A 19,095-nucleotide genomic window follows, 5' to 3' on the forward strand; every position below is an offset into this window, starting at 1 on the left:
CCCGCGGCCGGATCCTGGAAGCCGCCGACAAGGCCGAAGGGCACTTCGGAACGCGCTTTCCGGACATGCCGACCGACCGCCTTCGCGCGAGGATGTCCGGGTGACCTCATCCGCGCAGCAGACCAGCACCCCGGACCCGCGCCGCTGGAAGGCGCTCGCGGTCACGCTGACCGCCGGGTTCATGGTGCTGCTGGACGTGAGCATCGTGAACGTGGCTCTGCCCTCGATCCAGCGCGACCTGGGCGCCTCCGCGGGCGGCGTGCAGTGGGTGATCTCCGGCTACGCGCTCACCTTCGGCCTGGTGCTGGTCTTCGGCGGCAGGCTGGGTGACGCGCTGGGGCGGCGGCGGATGTTCCTGATCGCGCTCACCGGCTTCGTGCTGACCAGCGCGCTGGCCGGGGCCGCGCCCGGGCCGGAGTTGCTGATCGTGGCCAGGTTGTTGCAGGGCATGACCGGCGGGCTGCTCACCCCGCAGAACACCGGCCTGATCCAGGAGCTGTTCAGCGGCCCGGAACGCGGCAAGGCCTTCGGCATGTTCGGCGCGGTGGTCGGCATCTCCACCGCGGTCGGGCCGATCCTGGGCGGGGTGATCCTGGCCGTGTTCGGCGATCCGGAGGGCTGGCGCTGGGTGTTCTACGTCAACGTCCCGATCGGCGCGCTGGCACTGGGCCTGGCCGCGCACCTGCTGCCCAAGTCGCGGGCCAGCCTGCGCGGGATCGGCCGGGAGCTGGACTTCACCGGCGCGCTGCTGCTCGGGCTGGCCGTGGTGTGCGTGCTGTTCCCGATCCTGGAGGCCGAGCAGGGCGGGCTGGGCGCGGTGTGGTGGCTGTTCCTGCTCGCGATCGCCCTCGGCGCGGCGTTCGTCTGGTGGGAGCGCCGCCTGGTGCGCCTGGACCGGGCGCCGCTGCTGGACCTGCGGCTGTTCACCAGCACTCCCGGCTTCGCCAGCGGCGCGACCCTGGGCGCGGTGTACTTCTGCGCGTTCACCGGCATCTGGCTGGTCTTCGCCATGTTCTTCCAGCAGGGCCTGGGTTTCACGCCGCTGGCCTCGGGGCTGGCGGTCACCCCGTTCGCGGTCGGCTCGGCGGCCTCGGCGGTGGTGGCCGGGCGGCTGGTGGACCGTTGGGGCCGCCGGCTGACCGTGATCGGGCTGAGCCTGGTGCTGGGCTGCATGCTCGCGGTGGCCGCCCTCGCCCTGCTGGTGCCCGCGGAGTCCGTCGGCTGGGCGGTGGCGCTGCCGCTGCTCATCGGCGGGATCGGCGGCGGCATGGTCATCTCGCCGAACACCACGCTCACCCTGGAGCGGGTGCCCACCTCGATGGCCGGGGTCGCCGGTGGCGCGCTGCAGACCGGGCAGCGCCTGGGCACCGCGGTCGGCACCGCCCTGCTGGCCGCGGTCTTCCACACCGCGATCAGCCTCAGCACCGGCGACTACCCGTTGGCGCTGACCATCTCCATGCTGTGCGCGGCCCTGCTCACCCTGATCGCGCTGATCCTCGGGGTGGCCGAGCTGCGCCGCCGCCGGGAGGTGGTCAACCCCGATCCGACGGCGGCGCACTGCTCGCAGGGCTGATCAGCCGCCCAGCTCGGTCACCCGCCGTTTCGCCGCGGCCAGCTTCGGCCCGTAGGTGGCCGGATCGGTGGCGTTGAGCGCGGTGAAGTGACTGACCGACTCCTTCGCCGCGGCCAGTGCCTCCGGCCGTCTGCCGCTGGCGTCGAGGTAGTGGCTGGCCGGGTTGAGCAGCCACTCGGCCAGCACCGGGCGGTAGACCTTGTCCTCGGTGGCCAGTTTCCGGGCCAGGTCAACGCCTTCCAGCACCGCGGCCAAGCCGCCGGGCCGGTCTCCGGTCTCCCACAGCCGGATGCCGAGGTTGACCAGCACCGAGGTCTCCCGGTGCCGCAGGTCCTTGTCCGTGGGCTGCTCCGCGACCAGTCGCCGGTAGACCTCCCTGGCCTCGCGCAGCACGGCCACGGCTTCCTGCCCCTGCCCGGTGGCCGCCAGGTAGGCGCTCACCGGCCAGTTCGCCCACTGGCCCTGCGCGGGGGCGTACTTCTTGTCCTCGGCGGCGAGCTGGCGGATCTGGTCCAGCGCGACCCTGGTGTGCGCGGTCCCCTGGCCCTTCTCCCCCGTGTTGTACAGCCGGATGCCCAGGTCCAGCGCCAAGGTCGCCTCGTAGGCCCGGTGCTCCCGGGAGTCCGGCTCCCGCAGCCGCAGCATCCGGTGCCCGGCGACGGCCTCCCGCAGCACCGAGACCGCCTCGGTGTCACCCAGGTAGCTCGCGATCGGCGCGCGCGCCCACTGCGCGAAGCTGACCGCCGCGCGCGGGTCGTCCCGGCTGATCTGGCGCAGCAGGGCCAGCGCCTCCTGGCCCTTGGCCGCGGCCTCGGGCTTCTTGCCCTGCTGCCACAGGCCCTCCGCCGCCCGCAGCGCCGCCTCGGCCCGCTCCGGTCCGCAGGTGCCGTGGTTCACCCGGACCACCGGCTTGAGCTCAGCGCGGAAGTCCAGCTCGGTCCGGCTGCCACATGCCTTGTCGGACAACACGATCAGGCCGTCATGGCCGGGTGAGGTGAGCAGCTGGCCCTGCGCCAGCGGGGTGGTCGACCAGTTCGGCACCGGCTTTCCGTCCACAGAGGACACCTGAGGGGCGTGGTAGCTGTTGTCCGGCGTGCGCAGGAAGAAGGTCAGCCGCTTGCCGTCGGGCTGGACGAAGGTGTGCTCCTTGCCCGTTTCCAGCACCGTCGGCAGGCCCGCGTTCGCCGCGTGGGTCTTGCTCACGAAGTCGGTGAACGACGTGGCCGAGGACTCGGCCACGTAGAAGAACCCGCCGTTGCCCGACAACAGCTTCCCCGCCATCTCACTGTCCACTGTGGACCGGATGGCGACCATGATGCCCAGCTTGCCGCAGGCCTCGGTGTCGAGGTTGAGGAACTGCCAGTTGGCCTTGCTGGTGTCCGGAGTCCCGCACTGTTCCCAGACCTTGGGCACCTGTAGGTTCAGCCCGCAGGCGAACCCGCCCTGCACGCAGGTGTTGACGATGCCCCGCTCCGCGGAGACGTACCAGCCGCCGCCGCCGTTCGGCTGCAGCTCGCCCCTGCCGTTGAAGCGGATCAGGTTCTCCCACACCAACGGCGCACTCGGGTGGTTGCGCACCGGCATCAGCGTGGTGGCCTGGGCGAAGGCGTAGTTCTCGTTGCCCTGGAACCGCTGGTACCACTCGTCGAGCCCGTAGCCGCTGGGCAGCCACATGCCGCCGGCGGAGATGGTGAAGGACTTGGACTGGGAGTAGATCTCGGTGCCGCCAGCGGCGTTCTCGTTGGCGAAGCTCAGCCGCGGCCGCTCCCCGTGGTAGTAGGCCACCTGGTACGGCTGCTCCGGCCGGGCAGCCGCGGTGCGCAGCGCCGCGTTCGGCGGCAGGTACCAGGTCATCGAGGCGATCGCCGCCTCGTGCGCCAGCCATTCCGGGATCACGTCCCGGCCGCGCCAGCCCGCGTCCTCGCCCTCCGGCGCGATGAACCACATGTCCTGCCCGGAGGAGGGGTCCGTCGGCCGGAAACCGGTCCACAGCATGAAGAACGGGGTCTGCGGGTCCGAGCCGCGGTGGAAGTAGACCTTGTGGTTGGCGTCCATGTTCGGGGTGGTCCGGCGGAACGGCCCGGCCCGGCGCATCCCGTTGCTGCTCAAGGAGAACTTGGTGGTCAGGTAGTCCAGCACGATCCGCGCCCCGGTGCGCGTCTCGGCGTCCTCGGCGAAGTCGTGCAGGATGAACAGCCCCTGCATGGTGTAGCGGGTGTAGGGGCGGGAGTTGAACTCCAGCAGGTCGAACCTGGCGAAGTTGTGCAACATCTTCAGCAGGTGCTCGCGCATCCCGTTGGTGGCGTTGTTGAACTCGGCCTTGCCGGTCTGGCGCAGCAGCACCTGGTTGGACAGGTACTTCGAGGCCTCGATCAGCAGCCGGTGGTTCTCCGACTCCGGGATGTCCACCCGCCCGCACAGCCGGATCTTCTCGTCGTCCTCGGAGTGCGCGCCGGTCTCGGTCATCAGCTGGCCGGTGATGTGCGCCCTGGTCTCCGCGCGCAGCAGGTCCCAGTGCCGGTAGACCATGATCATCAGCGACTTGAGGAAGGTGTCGTAGTCCCCGACCCGCGCCGAGCAGGACACCGGCCCGGCCGAGAAGCCCTCGTGCGAGGTCCCGGTGCCGTGCGGCCGCAGGTTGCGCAGCGACTCGTTGACCAGGTCGACCGCCGGGCGCTGGCCGGGGCAGGCGAAGTCCTGGCCGAAGAGCCGGACGCTCTCCATCATGGCGGCCAGGTGCACGCCCTGGTCGTCCCCTGGCCGGTCCGGGAAGTAGACCGAGAAGTCGGGGCCGTTGGCATCGGCGACCCGGTAGCAGGCGTAGTAGCGCACGGTCGCGGCCTGTCTCGCCCCGAGCTTGGCGAAGGCCGTGGCCGGGTCCGCGGTGGTCAGGCCGGGCAGGTCGAGTGAGCGCGGCGGGTCGGGCGCCACGTTGACCTGCATCACCTGGTGGGAGCAGTCCACCCCGCCGCCGAGGGGGCTGGTTTTGCAACCCCGGATGCTGACCTCGGAGGGGCCGAAGGCCCGGAAGGACACCGCGCCATCAGCTCGCCGCGCGTTGATGAAGCCGCCGTCGAAGTCGGGCACCCGGCTGTAGTAGGTGCCCGGCCGCTTGCCCTTGACCTCGATGACGAACCGGTCGTAGTACTCCGGCGAGTGCCAGCGCAGGTGCACCCAGTCCAGGTGGTTGGCGGCCGAGGCGCTGGCCAGCCACGGCTTGCCGTCCACCTGCCGGAACCAGGTGGTGACCGAGCCATGCTCGAACGGCTGGCGCAGGCCCTCGTTCTTGCCGAAGACCTCGGTGGGCACCGCGGTGTTCTTCGGGCAGGCCAGGATGCCGTCCTTGCCGCCGAGCTCCTGCCAGCGCTGCGCGTGCGTGCCGTTGACCACGTAGACCGCGCCGCAGTCGGTCTGCCCGGTGTGGTCGGCGATGGTCACCCCGACCGGCACGGTGCGCCCCCGGTCGGAGTGCGTCTCCTCGTCCATGCCCTCCACCGCGAACTCGTAGCGCCCCGCGCCCTGGCCGACCACGGTGCTGAACGTGCCGGCGCGCGGGTCGCGGAAGAGGAACCCGTCGTTGCCGGCGTAGGCGCCGTTGTGCGTCCAGTGGATCCGCCAGGTGCGGTGCTCGGGGCCGTCCATCACGCCCCAGTCCACGACCACCTCGGCGCCGCGGGCGTAGGCCGCGATCACCATGTCCGGGCCGTGGTCGGGTGAGGTGGCGATCTCGCCGCGCTCGAAGGCCTGCCTGCGCCCGTTGCGGCCGGGGACGGCCTGCTCGGGTCCGGTGGCGCAGCCCAGGCTGCCGTGCTCGCCGCGCAGCGCGGCCCAGCGTTGCGCGATCTTGCCGGTGACCGGGACGGTGCACCGGTTCGGCGGCGCGACGGCGGCTGGCGCGGCGGCCGCGGCGGGCACGGGCAACCCGGTCGCGGTGGCCGCCACCACCAGCGCCAGGCCGCAGGCCGTGCGCAGGAATCTGGACATCCCGATCTCCCCTCGCCGCTGGGCAAGCCGCCCGGGGTGGGCGAGCGCGGCGAGCAGAGTGTTGGCGAGGCGGCAGGTCCAGGACGAGGGGTGCGCCGTATCCCGTTGCGCGCGGATCTGGGATACGGCCGGTGACCAGCGAAAACGGTCATCCCTGCTTGAGGATGGCCCGTTCCTCCGCGGTGACGTGGAAGCGGAACTCCGACCCGTCCGGCCACACCAGCTCCTGCTGGTACGGCTTGACCCGGGGTCCGTGCGGGGCCGCCTCGTGCCAGCGCAGGGCAGGCGGCCCGTTGTCGGCCGGGGTGCCGAAGCTGGGGCCGGTGTCGACCACGCCGACGTGCGAGGGCGAGAACACCAGCCACGCGTTCTCCGCCGCCATCGCCGCCTCCACCAGCCCGAGCGCGCGGGCGTTCGCCGGGCCGCGCACCGAGCCGGACCGCTCGAACATGTTGGCCACCCCGCCGCCGAGCACGGACAGGAACAGGCTCACCACGCCGCCGATCGGGACCCGGATGAGGTTCCAGAAGAACCGGCGGATCAGGCGCTTGCCCTTGACCGTGCCGTCCTTGCGCCTGCCAGGCACGTCGAAGTTCGGCCCGACATCGCCCAGGTGGATGGCGACCACCGGTTCGCGCCACTGGCCTTCGACCAGGGCGCGAACCAGCTGCCGGAACTCAGGATTCGGTGCGACCACGTCGACGAAGTTACATGTCCAGGTTGCCGCGGGTGTCCTCGACGCTGTGATCGCCGCCGATGCCGCTCTTGTTGAACATCGGGCCGTCTTCCTTGTACTCGGCGGCGCCTTCCTTGCCGATGCCCTTGCCCGCGCCGATACCGGACTTGACGCCGATGCCCTTGGCCAGCGGGCCGACCCCGGCGTGGGTGCCGAAGGTCGTGCTGATCACCCGGTTGCTGGGCACGAAGTGGCTGCGCTCGGCCACCTTGCCGACCAGCGGGATGCCCCGGCTGCCCTTCTCCACCACCTTGCCCACGCGGAGCTTGTCGGCGAACTGCACCGCCTTGGTGGCGAACTTGGCCAGGAACTCGATGAACTTCGACAGCAGCTTGCCGAACTTGCCGAGGTAGCTCAGCACCTTCTGCAGCACGCTGGCGGCCTTGGCGATGGAGGCGGTCATGGCCGCGGCCACCGAGCCGCCGAAGGAGATGATCGAGGTGGCCAGCGCGGGCAGCCAGATGGTGATCAGCCAGGAGATCAGCTCGGAGATGATCGCCTTGATCACCTCCTCGATGACCACCATGACCATCGACCACATCTGCAGCACCTCGGCCACCGAGCCCGCGGCCGAGCCGACGCCGCGGATGCCGGTGGAGAACTCGCCGAGGGCCTTGCGGGCCTCGTCGCCTGCCTCGTCCAGCCAGTCCTTCAGCGCGGTGTCGCCGGTCTTCTCGAAGTCCTCGGCCAGCGCGACGAAGCCCTGGGCCATGGTGACGAAGTTGTCCGAGGCGTGCCCGATGGCCGGGCCGTCGCCGCTGACCTGGTGCAGCGCGTCCTGCAGCGGCTGGACCAGTTCGAGCAGGATGTTCAGCCCGTTGCTGACCAGCCAGCCGATCGGGTCCATCACGAAGGTGGTCACGTCCATCGCGGCGCCGCTGACGAACTTCGCCCCGTCGGCGGCCAGGTCCTTGGCGCCGGAGGCCAGCTCGCCGACGTTGTCGGCCTGGCCCATCTCCTGGGCGTGCGCGGCGATGGACTTGCCCGCCTTGTAGGCGTCGCCGAGGACCGGGACCTTGGTCGCGGCGCGGTCGGCGTTGGCGGCGAAGCTCTCGTCGTACTGGGAGACGTTGAGCGCGTCGGCGATGCTCTCCTTGGGCCCGGTCACTTGGTCTTCCCCCCACGCGGTCCGTCGATGTTGGCCTTGTGCCGGCCGAACTCGATCACCGCGTCGTTCTCGGCGCCCTCGTAGATGGCCGCGGTGTCCAGGATCTTGCCGGAGAGCGTCTCCACGCCCTCCTTCATCGCGGCCATCAGCTCACGCAGGTCGCCGAGCCGCTCGGTGTAGGCGCTCTTGGCGAAGGCACCCATCACGCCCCACGCCTCGTTGGTCACGTCGGCGGCGTCCACCAGCCTGCCGAACTTGTCCGCCTCGGACTGGTAGTAGTCCAGCTGTTTCGCGTAGGACTTCAGCGCCGGAATGTTGACGGCGACCTTGTCGGAGCTGGTCATTTCTCCCGCCCTCAGTGTCGTGGTTCGTCGCCGTAGACGCTGTAGCCGTCGAAGTAGTCGTCATCGTCACGCTTGACGGGACGCTTCGGCGCGGGCGCCTGCTGGCTGTGGTGGGACGTGAGTTCCTGCGTCGCGGTTCCCAGCGCTTCGGCCTGGGCCGCCTTGACCTGGTCGGTGGTGTTGAGCCCGAAGGCCTCGCCGACCGTCTCGTCCACGATGCCGGCCTGCATCCGCACGGCCTCGGCCACCGCCTGGCGCAGCGTGGCCATGATGGTGGCGGCCAGCTGCGGCGCGGGCTGGCGCACCGCGTCCGGGGTGAGCTGGAGGTCCAGCACGGTGCCACCGGCGCCGGCGACCACGCGCACGGTGCGGTCCGGGGAGACCGCGGCGGCCTGCAACTGCCCCAGCCGCTCCTGCATGTCGCCGACGCCGCTGAACTTCACCTCGGCCTGCTTGATCTTGGCCTGGAACTTCTCGAACTCGGCGGCAAGCCGTTCCAAGTCGGCAGACACTGCGTTCTCCTGGGGGTGCGGTCCAACGGGACGTTCACCGTACCCGCCCAACCAGGGCCGCACCGCCCACACGGGGCGATTCCCAGTTAGTCCAGGACCGGGCTGGGCACTCCGGGCACCTCGCCCGCCACCCGCTGTCCGGCCTGCCGCACCACCGCGCCGTGCCACTCCGGCGGGGTCACCGTGAACCGGCCCTCGTCCATGGCGCGCAACGCCTCCGCCGCCACCGCCGACGGCGGCACGCCCTCGGCGGAGATGCCGGTGGCCACCAGCGCCGGGCAGAGCATGGTCACCCGCACCGGGGTGTCGGCCAGCGCCATGGCCGCGTGCGTGGCCAGTGCGGTGACCGCGTGCTTGGCCGGGCCGTAGGCGCCGCCACCGGGGAAGACGGCCAGTCCGGCCAGTGAGGCGGTGATCAGCACCCGGGCGGGTTCGCCCGCGGCGAGCAGCCTGGGCACGAACGCGCGCAGGCCGTTGACCACCCCGGCCACGTTGACCGCGAACACCCGGTCCCAGTCCTCGGGCGGCACCTCCCACGGCGCGCCGAGGGACTGGCCGAGGATCCCGGCGTTGAGGCAGACCGTTCGCGCATGCGGCACCCGTTCGGCCAGTGCGGCCATGGCTTCGGGGTCGGCGACGTCGGCGGGGACGGCGGTGGCGCCCAGCCGGGTGGCGACCTCGGTCAGCACGGCGGCTTTGATGTCGGTGAGGACCAGCTGCTCGCCGCGGGCGTGCAGGGCTTCGGCCAGGGCGAGGCCGATGCCGCCCGCGGCTCCGGTGATGACGGCGGTCATCGGGCCAACCTAGCGGGACCCCGAGGCCAGCTGCTCGACGAGGCCGTGCGGGACCTCGGCGCGGAAGCACAGCTCCAGGCTCGCCGCCCCGCGGCCAGGGGAACTAGGCCGGCGGCTGGCCGTTGCCGTCAAAGCTCAGGTTCGGGGTGAAGCTGCCGCTGGCGCGGGCCACCCGGCGGCCCTGGGCGTCGGTGATCTCGGCGTCGGCCAGCATCCGGCGCTGGCCGGGGTGCACCACCACACCGGTGGCCACGTACTCCGCCCCGGCCAGCACCGGCCGCAGGTAGTCGATGTGCAGGCTCATGGTCAGCATCGGCCGGTACCGGTCGGCCAGCGTCACGCAGGCCATCGCGCCCGCGTCGTCCAGCACCATCGCCAGGTAGCCGCCGTGCACCTGACCAGCGGAGTTGCACGCCTGTTCGGACGGCTTCCAGCGCAGCGAGACCCGGCCGCGCACCACCTCGCGCAGGCTCAGCCCGATCGGCTCCGCGTGCCGGGGCATCCGGGCCCGCCCGTCGGCCATCGCCACCAGCATCTGCTCACCGGTCAGCTGCGCCCACAGCGTGCCGAACTCGTTGTCCCCCATCGGGCCACCCCTTCACTTCACACGATCATGACACGGTAAGCCCTGGGTCACGCAGAGCGATGACCGGGTGCCCCCTGGTCTGCCCGCTTGGTCCTTGTCCACTCCCGGCAACCGCGACAGGGTGCACGCGGGGAGGACTGACGAGGGGGATCGTCTGCATGGACACGTTCCAGAACTGGACCCAGAACATCGAGGCGCCGGTGGCCGAGTTCGCCACGCCCAAGACCCTGGCCGAGCTGTGCCAGGTGGTGCGGGAGGCGGAGGCGGCCGGGCTGCCGGTGCACGCGGTCGGCTCGGCCTGGGCCTACTCCGCGCCCGCGCACTGCGAGGGGGTGGTGGTGCGCACCGAGGCGCTGTCCGGGTTCCCGGCGGCGCTGCAAACCGCGATCAGCGACGCCGGCACCGGGGGCAGGCTGCTGCTGGCGGTCGGTGGCGGCATCACCATCCGCAACCTGTCGCTGGCCCTGGACGGCAAACCCCGGGCGGACGGCCGGCCGGGACCACCGGCTGAGCTGCTGCGCGGGCGGCGCTGGACGCTGCCCACGCTGGGCGGTTCGGGCGGGCAGAGCCTGGCCGGGGCGGTGGGCACCGGCACGCACGGCGGTGACGCGGCCCGCCCGGCCATCGGCGACTACCTGCACGCGCTGCTGCTGGTCGGCTCCGGCGGGCAGGTCACGCTGGTGCAGCGGGCCGCCGTGGTGGAGGTGAACCTGTTGCGGGACAAGCTGATCGCCGGAGGTGAGCTGCCCGAGGGCACCGCGGTGCGGGAGCTGCGCGGGGACGCGGCGCTGGACGCGGCGGTGTTGTCGCTGGGCCGGTTCGGCGTGGTGCACAGCGCGGTGCTGGAGGTGCACGACGAGACCGAGGTGGCGCTGGTGGAGCACCGGCGGGCGAGCACCTGGCGGGCCTTGGCCCCCGCGCTGGCCGCCGAGATCGACCGGGCGGTGGCCGGGGACGAGTACCTGGAGGTGCTGATCAACCCGGTCACCCGGGCCGACGGCGACCGGAAATGCTTGCTGAGCACCAGAAAAACCCTGCCGCGCACCGAACTCCCGGTGGCCGGGCGGGCTTTTGGGCTCGGTGACCAGGCCAGCACCCCGGTCGCCGAGGAGCGGGGCAAGGCGAGTCTGCCGCCGGAGCTGGGGCAGGCGTTGTGCGCCAAGGAACTCCCCCAGCCGCTGGCCGACGTGGCCAAGGCGATGGGGCTCTCGCTCGATCGCAGGCTCGGGGACGTGCTCGCCGACCTGCTGAACCTGACCACCACGATCGGCCTGCCGCACCTGGTGGAGCTGGCCACCTCGGCGGTGACCGACGCGGTCAAACCGGCCAGGCGGCCCTCGGACAACCAGCCCTGGCTGGTGCACGGCACCCGCTGGGAGGTCGGCGACTTCTTCGACTACCACGCCGACTGCTACCGGATGGACTTCGCCGAGCTGTTCTTCCCCGCCGACGCCGACCTGACCGCCAGGGTGGACGGGGTGCTCGGCGTGTTCGAAACCCTGCGCGCGCAAGGGATCGCGCTCGGCGGCTACGTCTCGCTGCGGTTCCTGCGCGGCAGCCGCGCGCTGCTGGCCCCCGCGCCGTTCCCGCGTTCCTGCGCGATCGAGGTGGCCATGCTGCGCGGCCTGGTCGGCAACCGCAAGGCGCTGACCCTGCTGCACGAGCTGGCCGTGCGGCACGGCGGCCGCCTGCACTGGGGTCAGCTCAACGAGCTCGACTCCGCCGCAACGACCGAGCACTTCGGCACCGCGCTCACCGACTGGCGACGGGAGCTCGCCGCCGCCGAAGGGGAGTCCACCACCTTCAGCACCGCCTTCACCCGCCTGCGCGGCCTGGAGCCCGACCGCCCGGTCGACTGGACACTGTGGACAGACGGCGGCATCCGCGCGGGCGGTCCGCCTGCCCTGGCCGGGAACCAGGTGTTCGTGGCCGACTCGGCGCGGATCGTGCACACCACCACCGCCATCGGCGGCGACTGGCGGCCGGTCCGGCCCGAACCGGTGGGCGCGGGGGCCAGGGTGGTGGTGCTGCCCTCGGCGCGGCGGCTGGAGCTGCTGGTCGCCGACGCCACCGGCCGGGTGCTGCGCAGCCGCCAGCAGGACGATGGCGGCTTCCCGCGCTGGGAAAGCCTTGCCGGGGAAGGCATCGACGGCGATCCGGCAGGCGCGGCGCACGCCGACGGCAGGCTGGAGCTGTTCGCCCGCGGCGACTTCCCGCGCCAGCGCAAGCTGATGCAGGCCTGGGCGCACTGGCCGGCCGGTCCGTGGTCCGGGCTGATGGGGGTGGACTCCGGCAGGCTGGGCGGCCCGCCGAGTGTGTGCGGGCGCAGCTTCAACGGCAGCGACCAGCTGGTGGTGGTCGCCGCCGGGTCCACCGGCTATGTGCGGTGGAGCGCGCAGACCGGTCCCGGCGGGGCCAGCGGCTGGACCCGCTGGCAGGAACTGGGCAACCAGCCCGGCAGCCACCCACTGGCCTTCCGCGGCCCGGACGGCGTGGTGCGGATCGTGGTGGCCGACCCGGCGGGCCGGGTGTTCGAGGCGATCGAGCTGACCGGTGAGCTGGCGGTGCGCTGGCAGCCCTGGCGCGCGCTGCCCGCCGGCCCGCGCCTGGACCCGGCCACCGGCCTGACCGGGGCCGGTTCCTGGCTGCTCGGCCTGGGCCGGGACGGCCGCCTGCTCGGCACGCACCTCGACCAGGGCAGCTGGTCGGCCTGGCAGGACCTGGGCGGCGCGCTGACCGGCCCGCTCGCGGCGAGCGCCGGCACCGACGGCGTGCTGGTGACCGGGGTCCGCCGCGGCGACGGCCAGCTGGTGTACCGCAGGCTGAATCCCTGACCGGGCGGGCACATCAATGTGCCTACTTACCGGTTGAGCGCGCGGCTGGTTCGCTCTCGGTGATCGTTCACCGCACCGAGAGGGAACCAGCCATGCACGTCGTCACCGGCGCGTCCGGCCAGCTGGGCCGCCGCATCGTCACCCACCTCCGCGAGCACGTGGACGCGGCCAAGATCATCGCGTTGTCCCGCACCCCGGAACAGCTCGACGGCCTCGGCGTGCGCGCCCGACACGGCGACCTGGACCAGCCGGAGTCGCTGCTGCCGCACTTCGACGGCGCCGATCGGGTGCTGGTGGTGGCCACCTCCGCGGTCGGCCGCCGCACCGCCCAGCACGCCAACGCGATCAAGGCCGCCCAGCAGGCAGGCGTCGGCGGCTTCCTCTACACCTCGATGATCCGCGCGGGCGATCCCGGCAACACCAGCCCGATCCTGTTCGAGCACCGCGAGACCGAGCAGCTGCTGCTCGAGTCGGGCCTGCCGTTCACCTTGCTGCGCAACGGGGTCTACATGGACATGCTCCAGTTGTTGTTGCCGCTGCGGGAAGCCGTGGACACCGGCGTGCTGCCCGGCAAGCTCGGCGCCGGCCACGTCGCCTACGTCACCCGCGACGACCTGGCCGCAGCCGGCGCCGCCGTGCTGGCCACCGGCGGCCACGACGGCCAGATCCTGGACCTCACCGGCCCGCAGGCCCTGGACCACGCGGGCATCGCCGCCGCACTCGCCGAGGCCAGTGGCCGGCCGGTCCGGCACGACCCGTCGGCCGAGGAGCCGGTGGAGTCCTTCCTGGCCCGGCTGCCCGCGGCGGCACGGGCGAACCCGGAGGCGATGCGGTCCGGGGAGATGTTCTGGCACAGCGCGGAAGCGGGCTGGCTGGACGTGCTCACCCACCACGTCCCCCGCCTCACCGGCCGCCCCGGCACCACGCTCGCGGAGTTCTTGAAGGGCGTGCTCTGACCCGGAGTTCTGCCACTTGGCCCATTGACCGGGCGACCACGCGCACGAGTCGATAGCCTCCGCCGATGTCCGAAAAGAAGCCTCGCCGACGTCGTTGGTGGATCTTGGGGCCGGTGCTCGTCCTGCTGGCCCCGATCGTGCTCTACGCCCCGTTCCTGGTCTGGGAGTACACCCGCCCGCAGCCCGATCCGGTGCCCGGCAGCGGCCAGGTGTCCACCGCCGCCGCGCCCTGGGTGGTGGTCATCGGCAACCCGAAGAGCTACGCCGACTCCCCCAGCAACAAGCTGTGCGTCGGCACCCTGGTCGCCCCCAAGGCCGTGGTCACCGCCGCCCACTGCCTCGGCTCCGAACCGGCCGACCTGACCGTCACCATCGGCCGGGACGACCTGCGCGGCAACACCGGCCGGGTGGTGCGGGTGGCCGCGACCTGGCGCGACCCCGCCTACGCCAAGGGCATCGCCGAGGAGTCCTTCCTCGGCGGCATGGTCGGCCAGGTCCGGCTCGCCTCGGCCGACATCGGCCTGATCACCCTGGCCGACCCCGTGGACACCCCGGCCCTGCCGCTGGCCGACGGCCCGGCAGCCGGGTCGGCCGCCACCGTCTACGGCTGGCGCATGTCCCCGGAGGACCAACCGCTGCTCTGGCAAGCGCCTACCACGGTGGCCACGGACGCCGAGTGCGTGCGCCGGGCCGCCGACAGCGTCCGCTTCATCCCACCCCGCTGGCACGGCGTCAGCTACGAACAGGCCGCCTACCTGTGCGTCGGCGCGGACCGCGCGATCCGCCTGCGCGCCACCGACAGCGGCTCCCCGGTGGTGGTCGGCGGCAAGCTCGCGGGCGTGGCCTCCTGGTCCGGCAGCGCCGACCCCGCGGCCCCGGACTACTACACCAGGGTGACCCACTACCAGGGGCAGCTGCGCACCCTCATCGACGCGATCCGCTGACCGCAAACTCCACCTTGTTATAGTCTAATGCGAACAAGGGGAGGCGCGATGGTGGACGAGACGGGACGTGTCAGACGCGGCTGGCGACTGGCACTGGTGGTGTTTCCGCAGGTAGTGGCAGCTGGACTGCCCGCGCTGCTGGTCGCGGTCCACCGGGACCAGCTGCCGGAGCGGGCCTGGGTGCAAGGCTGGGCCCGGATCTGGCCCGAGCACGCGCAGCTGGCGCCCGGCTGGGGCCGGTGGGCGGCGGGCTACCTGGGCTGTCTGGCGCTGGCCGGGATCCTGCTCGGCTGCATCGCGCGTTACTGGCGCTGGGCCGGGCCGCAGCGCCTGGTCGCGGCGGCGAGCTGGGCCGTGGCCGCGCAGGTGATCAGCAGCGCGGCACTGGTGCTCACCTCGGTGCTGACCGCCGCCCCCGAGATCAGGCCGACACCCGGCTGGGTCAACCTGGTCAGCCTGCTGCTCACGCCGGTCGGCGGCCTGATCGGCTGGCTGCTGGCCTCCCCCGCTGCCGCGCCCGGCCCCGGAGGCCGCCGCGCCACCACCACACGTCGAGCGCCGGGAGCTGACCGGGACCGAGCAGGCCATGTTCAGCACCACCCTGTGGTCGGCGCGGCAGCTGGCCGGGGGTGGTCTGCTCATCGCGACCGGTGTGCTACCGCTGCTCGCGCACTGGCCGGACCCGACCCTGGCCCTGCCGCTGCCGGTGCTCGGCCTGCTGTTCTCCTTGCAGGCCAAGGCAAGGCTGCGCATCGACGGCAGCGGGATCATCTTGGTGTTCCCGCTGCTGGGCGGGATGAGCCAGCACGTCGGCTACCGGGAGATCCGCTTCGCCGAGGTCGCCGAGCAGCGGTTGAGCTGGTCCGGCCGGGTGGAAAACCCGCGCGCTTGGGGTTTCCTCACCGGCAGCGGCCCTGCCCTGGTCGCGCACCTGACCGACGGGCGGGACTTCGTGGCCTCGCCGCGTGATCCGGCGGTCGCGGTGGCGCTGGTCAACAGCCAGCTGGACCGGGCCCGCGCGTGCTGATCTCGGTGGACCCGTCCTCGGCCGTGTCACTGGCCGACCAGGTCTCCGCCTCGGTGCGGCGGGGCCTGGCCGAGGGCGTCATCCGGGCGGGCGACCGGTTGCCCGCCGCGCGCGAGGTGGCCGCCGCGCTGGGCATCAACCTGCACACCGTGCTGCGCGGCTACCAGCAACTCCGCGAGGAGGGCCTGGTCGAGCTGCGGCGCGGACGCGGCGCGGTGGTCACCGCCAAGGCCGGACCGGGCCGGGCCCAGCTGGTCGAGCAGGTCCGCGCCCTGGTCGCGGCCAGCCGCGCGCAGGGGCTCAGCGACCAGGAGACCCTGGAGCTGATCCGCTCGGTCCAGGCTTCGGGCTAGGGCTGCACCGCGGGCTGCTCTGGCGTCTCGGCCGGCATCGGCAGCGCGCGGCGGATGCCGTTCTGCTGTTCCTTGCGCTCGGCCAGCACCACCGGCAGCGGTCGTGGCCGTCCCAGGTGGAAGCCCTGCGCGACCCGCACGCCGAGCCGGGTCAGCGCCTCGACCTGGGTCGGGCGCTCCACCCACTCGGCCACCGCGGACAGGCCGAGGCCGCGGGCGATCTCCATGATGCCGGTGACCAGCACGCCGTCCCTGCTGCCGGTGTCGATGCCGCGGACGAACTCGCCGTCGATCTTCAACCCGGTGATCGGCAGGTGCTTGAGGTGCACGAACGAGCCGAAGCCGGAGCCGAAGTCGTCCAGGGTGATCCGGCAGCCGATGGCGCGCAGCTGCTCGGCCAGGTGCCGCGCGGCGTCCAGGTTGGTCACCGCGGCCGTCTCGGTGATCTCCAGCCCGAGCCTGCCGGGGGCCACGCCCGCGCTGGCCAGGCGGTCCAGCACGAAGGCGGCGAAGTCCTCGTCCTCCAGGGTGCGGCCGGAGACGTTGACGTTGAACCGCAGCATCGGGTCCGGGTTGCGCACCAGCTGGTCGATGGCCTCGCCCAGTACCCAGCGGTCGATGTCGTGCACCAGGTTGCTGCGCTCGGCCGCGGGCAGGAACTCCGCCGGCCCCGGGGTGGGCTGGTGCCCGTCCTCCAGGCGCAGCAGCAGCTCGTAGCCGACCGTGCGGGAGGTGCGCAGGTTGACCATCGGCATGGCGTGCAGCGCGAAACCGCCGCGTTCAAGGGCCCGGCGCAGCCGGTCCAGCACCGAGACCCGCTTGGCCGTGTCGGCGTAGTGCGCGGGGTCGTAGACGGTGACCCGGTTGCGGCCGTTGCCCTTGGAGGCGTACAGCGCCAGGTCGGCGTTGGCCAGCACCGCCTCCCAGCCACCGGCCGGGTCGAACTTGGCCACGCCGGTGCTGGCGGTCATCCTGGTCGCCGCGCCACCGGCCACAACGGAGAGTGCGGCCACCGCGGCGCCGAGCCGCTCGGCGATCTCCACCGCCTCCTCGGTGGCCACTCCGGGCAGCACCACGGCGAACTCGTCGCCGCCGAGCCGCCCGAGCAGCTGACCGGGCCGCAGCTTCTCCCGCAGCGCCGCGCCCAGGGTGCGCATCACGCGGTCGCCGACGGCGTGCCCGCGCAGGTCGTTCACATCCTTGAAGTTGTCCAGGTCCAGCAACAGCAGCGTGCCGTCCGCGCCGGAGGCCAGCTGGCGCTCCAGCTCGCGGGTCAGCGCACGCCGGTTGGGCAGGCCGGTCAACGGGTCCTCATCGGCCATCCGCAGCAGCTCGCTGTGCAGCTGCCGGGACTGGGTGACATCCCGCGCGGTGCCCAGCATCCGCTCCGGCGCGCCCGCGGCGTCGCAGATGACCTCGCCGAAGCACTCGAAGATCCGCTCGTCACCGTTGTCGGCGCGGCAGATCCGGTGCGTGTAGGAGAACTTCTCGCCGGTGGTCAGCGACTGCTGGATGGCCCGGTCGACCAGCGGCCGGTCCTCCGGCGGCACCAGGGCCAGGTACCCGGCGTAGGTCAGCGCGGCGCCCGGCTGGTAGCCGAGCATCTCCAGCAGCGCCTCCGACCACAGCACCCGGTCGTCGTTGACGAACCACTCCCAGTTGCCCATCTGCCCGAGCACCTGGGCCCGGTGCAGCGCCTGGGCCTGGTGCACGGCCTGCAGCTCGCGGTCGCGCCACTGGGTGATGTCGGCGGCCCGGTAGAGCAGCTCGCGGCCGGACTCCAGCATGGTGCAGGTGATCTCCAGCCAGGTCGGCGGCTCACCGGTGGAGTTGGGGGCCAGCACGGGCTCGCCGCCGGAGGGGCCGTCGGGCACGCCGGGCAGCAGCGCGGGCAGCGACCGGCCCAGCGCCTGCGCCTCCGGCACCCGAAGCAGGGTCGCGAAGGCCGGGTTCAGCCACCGCAGCCTGCCTGCGAGGTCGGTGACGGCCACGCCGAAGTCAACGGTGCGCAACACCGCCTCCGCGCCGACCTCGTCCGTCACCTGCGCCTCCTTGCCGCCGGGCGCCATCGTCATCTCCCTGTGCACGTGCGGGCAAGAGCCCTCTTTCGGCTCCGAGCTCTGGTTGACGACTATCGCAGTCGTTCCAAACCTCGGGCAGAGTCAACCAGACCCGCCGCCATTCGTCGCAACTCGCCGAGCTCCGCGCCGTCCTCGGCCGCGGTCATGACGTCCTCGGCCGCGCAGCGTAGCTGGAAAAGCCGGTCCTGGAGATCGGCGAGCTCGGCCGCGGAGAGCACCACGGCGTCCTCCGGCAGCCCACCCCGCTGCACCTGGGCCCGCCGCTCGTAGGCGCGCTGCCGGCAGGGCTGGGCGCAGTAGCGGCGAGGTCTGCCGATCCGGCCGGAGTCGGGTAACGGGCGCCCGCACCACGCGCAATGCCGCACCTCGTGCCTGCGCGTCAGCGGCACCCCGGAGACCACCTCCATGGGTGCTGACGCTAGCCGGAGCCGGGCTGCTCTCCCACCCGCCACGCCGCCGGTGCACACTCACACACTGTGCAGGCACATCCTCACCCCTACCTCGACGGCCCGTTCCCGCGCGCGTTCGCCCACCGGGGCTGGCACCTGGACGAGCTGGCGGACATGGAGAACTCGCTGAGCGGCTTCCGGCGGGCGGTGAAAGAAGGGTTCAGTTACCTGGAGACCGACGTGCACGCGACCAGCGACGGCGTGGTCGTGGTGCACCACGACGACCTGCTGGACCGCACCACCGACGGCGCGGGCGCGGTGGCCGACCAGCTCTGGGCGCAGGTGAAGCTGGCCAAGGTCGCCGGGATCGAGCCGATCGCCCGGCTGGAGGACCTGCTGGAGGAGCTGCCGGAGGCATTCCTCAACATCGACGTCAAGTCCGACTCCGCGGTCGGCCCCGTGCTGCGCCTGCTGCAGCGCACCGGCGCCTGGGACCGGGTCTGCCTGGCCTCCTTCTCCGAACGGCGGCTGGCCCGGCTGCGCAGGCTGGCCGGGCCACGCCTGATGACCGCGCTGGGCCCACGCTCGGTGGGCGCGCTGTGGGCAGGCGGCCGGTTCCGCCCGCTGGCCCTGCGCGGGACGGTCCGCGGCCACCTGGCGCAGGTCCCGTCCAGGGCCGGGCGGCTGACCGTGGTGGACCGCCGGTTCGTCGCCGCGGCGCATCGGATGGGCATCGAGGTGCACGTCTGGACCATCGACACCACCGAAGAGATGATCGCGCTGCTGGACGCGGGCGTGGACGGCATCGTCACCGACCGCCCGGACCTGCTCCGCGAGGTGCTGCGCGCCCGCGCCCTGTGGCCGGCCGGCTGAG

Annotated in this window: 17 protein-coding genes; 7 read left to right on the forward strand and 10 right to left on the reverse strand. The window is 72.5% G+C overall.

All coding sequences use genetic code 11. From position 1 onward, the window contains the following. The first annotated feature begins 100 nt into the window (after positions 1-100). Entirely contained in the window at positions 101-1,573 is a 1,473-nt protein-coding gene (locus tag M8C13_RS39650) for an MFS transporter (RefSeq protein WP_252485971.1), read from the forward strand. On the opposite strand, the gene M8C13_RS39655 is transcribed toward M8C13_RS39650, so the two are convergent. The 7 genes from M8C13_RS39655 to M8C13_RS39685 all read right to left on the reverse strand — a co-directional run bounded on the left by M8C13_RS39655 (position 1,574) and on the right by M8C13_RS39685 (position 9,637). Beyond that, positions 1,574-5,557 (reverse strand): hypothetical protein, encoded by a 3,984-nt coding sequence (locus M8C13_RS39655; RefSeq protein WP_252485972.1) that lies wholly within the window; start codon positions 5,555-5,557, stop codon positions 1,574-1,576. Between the two features lie 148 nt (positions 5,558-5,705). Beyond that, a complete protein-coding gene (locus tag M8C13_RS39660; protein WP_252485973.1) occupies positions 5,706-6,254 on the reverse strand; it encodes a hypothetical protein in 549 nt (182 codons plus the stop codon). A gap of 10 nt (positions 6,255-6,264) precedes the next feature. Beyond that, positions 6,265-7,401 carry a hypothetical protein gene (locus M8C13_RS39665; RefSeq protein WP_252485974.1) on the reverse strand — a complete coding sequence of 379 codons (1,137 nt, stop codon included), beginning with the start codon at positions 7,399-7,401 and terminating at the stop codon, positions 6,265-6,267. Further along, positions 7,398-7,745 carry a hypothetical protein gene (locus tag M8C13_RS39670; RefSeq protein ID WP_252485975.1) on the reverse strand — a complete coding sequence of 116 codons (348 nt, stop codon included), beginning with the start codon at positions 7,743-7,745 and terminating at the stop codon, positions 7,398-7,400. The genes M8C13_RS39665 and M8C13_RS39670 overlap by 4 nt, the downstream gene beginning before the upstream one ends. 11 nt (positions 7,746-7,756) lie before the next feature. Next, on the reverse strand, positions 7,757-8,257 hold the full coding sequence (locus tag M8C13_RS39675; RefSeq protein WP_252485976.1) for a YbaB/EbfC family nucleoid-associated protein: 501 nt from the start codon (positions 8,255-8,257) through the stop codon (positions 7,757-7,759). An 86-nt stretch (positions 8,258-8,343) separates the two neighbouring features. Then, entirely contained in the window at positions 8,344-9,051 is a 708-nt protein-coding gene (locus M8C13_RS39680) for an SDR family oxidoreductase (RefSeq protein ID WP_252485977.1), read from the reverse strand. Between the two features lie 103 nt (positions 9,052-9,154). After that, complete coding sequence (locus tag M8C13_RS39685; RefSeq protein ID WP_252485978.1) at positions 9,155-9,637, reverse strand: PaaI family thioesterase; 483 nt, start codon at positions 9,635-9,637, stop codon at positions 9,155-9,157. A 158-nt stretch (positions 9,638-9,795) separates the two neighbouring features. Here M8C13_RS39685 and M8C13_RS39690 point away from each other — a divergent pair, with 158 nt between their 5' ends. The 3 genes from M8C13_RS39690 (at position 9,796) to M8C13_RS39700 (ending at position 14,371) form a co-directional block, all read left to right on the forward strand. Continuing rightward, on the forward strand, positions 9,796-12,471 hold the full coding sequence (locus M8C13_RS39690) for a hypothetical protein (RefSeq protein WP_252485979.1): 2,676 nt from the start codon (positions 9,796-9,798) through the stop codon (positions 12,469-12,471). A 92-nt stretch (positions 12,472-12,563) separates the two neighbouring features. After that, on the forward strand, positions 12,564-13,427 hold the full coding sequence (locus tag M8C13_RS39695) for an NAD(P)H-binding protein (RefSeq protein WP_252485980.1): 864 nt from the start codon (positions 12,564-12,566) through the stop codon (positions 13,425-13,427). Between the two features lie 65 nt (positions 13,428-13,492). After that, on the forward strand, positions 13,493-14,371 hold the full coding sequence (locus tag M8C13_RS39700; RefSeq protein WP_252485981.1) for a trypsin-like serine protease: 879 nt from the start codon (positions 13,493-13,495) through the stop codon (positions 14,369-14,371). 302 nt (positions 14,372-14,673) lie between these two features. On the opposite strand, the gene M8C13_RS39705 is transcribed toward M8C13_RS39700, so the two are convergent. Further along, positions 14,674-14,913 carry a hypothetical protein gene (locus tag M8C13_RS39705; protein ID WP_252485982.1) on the reverse strand — a complete coding sequence of 80 codons (240 nt, stop codon included), beginning with the start codon at positions 14,911-14,913 and terminating at the stop codon, positions 14,674-14,676. 44 nt (positions 14,914-14,957) lie between these two features. Between M8C13_RS39705 and M8C13_RS39710 the strand changes: the two genes are divergently transcribed. After that, positions 14,958-15,398, forward strand: a complete 441-nt coding sequence (locus M8C13_RS39710; protein WP_252485983.1) for a hypothetical protein — start codon at positions 14,958-14,960, stop codon at positions 15,396-15,398. After that, complete coding sequence (locus M8C13_RS39715) at positions 15,392-15,751, forward strand: GntR family transcriptional regulator (protein ID WP_252485984.1); 360 nt, start codon at positions 15,392-15,394, stop codon at positions 15,749-15,751. The genes M8C13_RS39710 and M8C13_RS39715 overlap by 7 nt, the downstream gene beginning before the upstream one ends. Here the strand turns inward: M8C13_RS39715 and M8C13_RS39720 are convergent. Together M8C13_RS39720 and M8C13_RS39725 are read right to left on the reverse strand one after the other, a co-directional pair. Further along, the gene (locus M8C13_RS39720; RefSeq protein ID WP_252485985.1) at positions 15,748-17,826 is read right to left on the reverse strand and encodes a bifunctional diguanylate cyclase/phosphodiesterase; all 2,079 of its coding nucleotides are present in this window, start codon (positions 17,824-17,826) and stop codon (positions 15,748-15,750) included. The genes M8C13_RS39715 and M8C13_RS39720 overlap by 4 nt on opposite strands. Positions 17,827-17,882: 56 nt before the next feature. After that, entirely contained in the window at positions 17,883-18,239 is a 357-nt protein-coding gene (locus tag M8C13_RS39725; protein WP_252485986.1) for a hypothetical protein, read from the reverse strand. Positions 18,240-18,308: 69 nt separating this feature from the next. On the opposite strand from M8C13_RS39725, the gene M8C13_RS39730 reads away from it, so the two are divergent. Then, positions 18,309-19,094: a glycerophosphodiester phosphodiesterase family protein gene (locus M8C13_RS39730; RefSeq protein WP_252485987.1), complete on the forward strand. Its 786-nt coding sequence runs from the start codon at positions 18,309-18,311 to the stop codon at positions 19,092-19,094. The last annotated feature ends 1 nt before the right edge of the window (position 19,095 follow it).

Origin of the sequence: Crossiella sp. SN42, from assembly GCF_023897065.1 — a bacterium.
Taxonomy (GTDB): Bacteria; Actinomycetota; Actinomycetes; order Mycobacteriales; family Pseudonocardiaceae; genus Crossiella.

Bases quoted from the DNA above. Each gene is read 5' to 3' on its own strand.
- M8C13_RS39655 (WP_252485972.1), bottom strand. From the start codon at position 5,557: ATGTCCAGATTCCTGCGCACGGCCTGCGGCCTGGCGCTGGTGGTGGCG.
- M8C13_RS39685 (WP_252485978.1), bottom strand. From the start codon at position 9,637: ATGGGGGACAACGAGTTCGGCACGCTGTGGGCGCAGCTGACCGGTGAG.
- M8C13_RS39695 (WP_252485980.1), top strand. From the start codon at position 12,564: ATGCACGTCGTCACCGGCGCGTCCGGCCAGCTGGGCCGCCGCATCGTC.
- M8C13_RS39670 (WP_252485975.1), bottom strand. From the start codon at position 7,745: ATGACCAGCTCCGACAAGGTCGCCGTCAACATTCCGGCGCTGAAGTCC.
- M8C13_RS39710 (WP_252485983.1), top strand. From the start codon at position 14,958: ATGTTCAGCACCACCCTGTGGTCGGCGCGGCAGCTGGCCGGGGGTGGT.
- M8C13_RS39690 (WP_252485979.1), top strand. From the start codon at position 9,796: ATGGACACGTTCCAGAACTGGACCCAGAACATCGAGGCGCCGGTGGCC.
- M8C13_RS39725 (WP_252485986.1), bottom strand. From the start codon at position 18,239: ATGGAGGTGGTCTCCGGGGTGCCGCTGACGCGCAGGCACGAGGTGCGG.
- M8C13_RS39680 (WP_252485977.1), bottom strand. From the start codon at position 9,051: ATGACCGCCGTCATCACCGGAGCCGCGGGCGGCATCGGCCTCGCCCTG.
- M8C13_RS39700 (WP_252485981.1), top strand. From the start codon at position 13,493: ATGTCCGAAAAGAAGCCTCGCCGACGTCGTTGGTGGATCTTGGGGCCG.
- M8C13_RS39720 (WP_252485985.1), bottom strand. From the start codon at position 17,826: ATGACGATGGCGCCCGGCGGCAAGGAGGCGCAGGTGACGGACGAGGTC.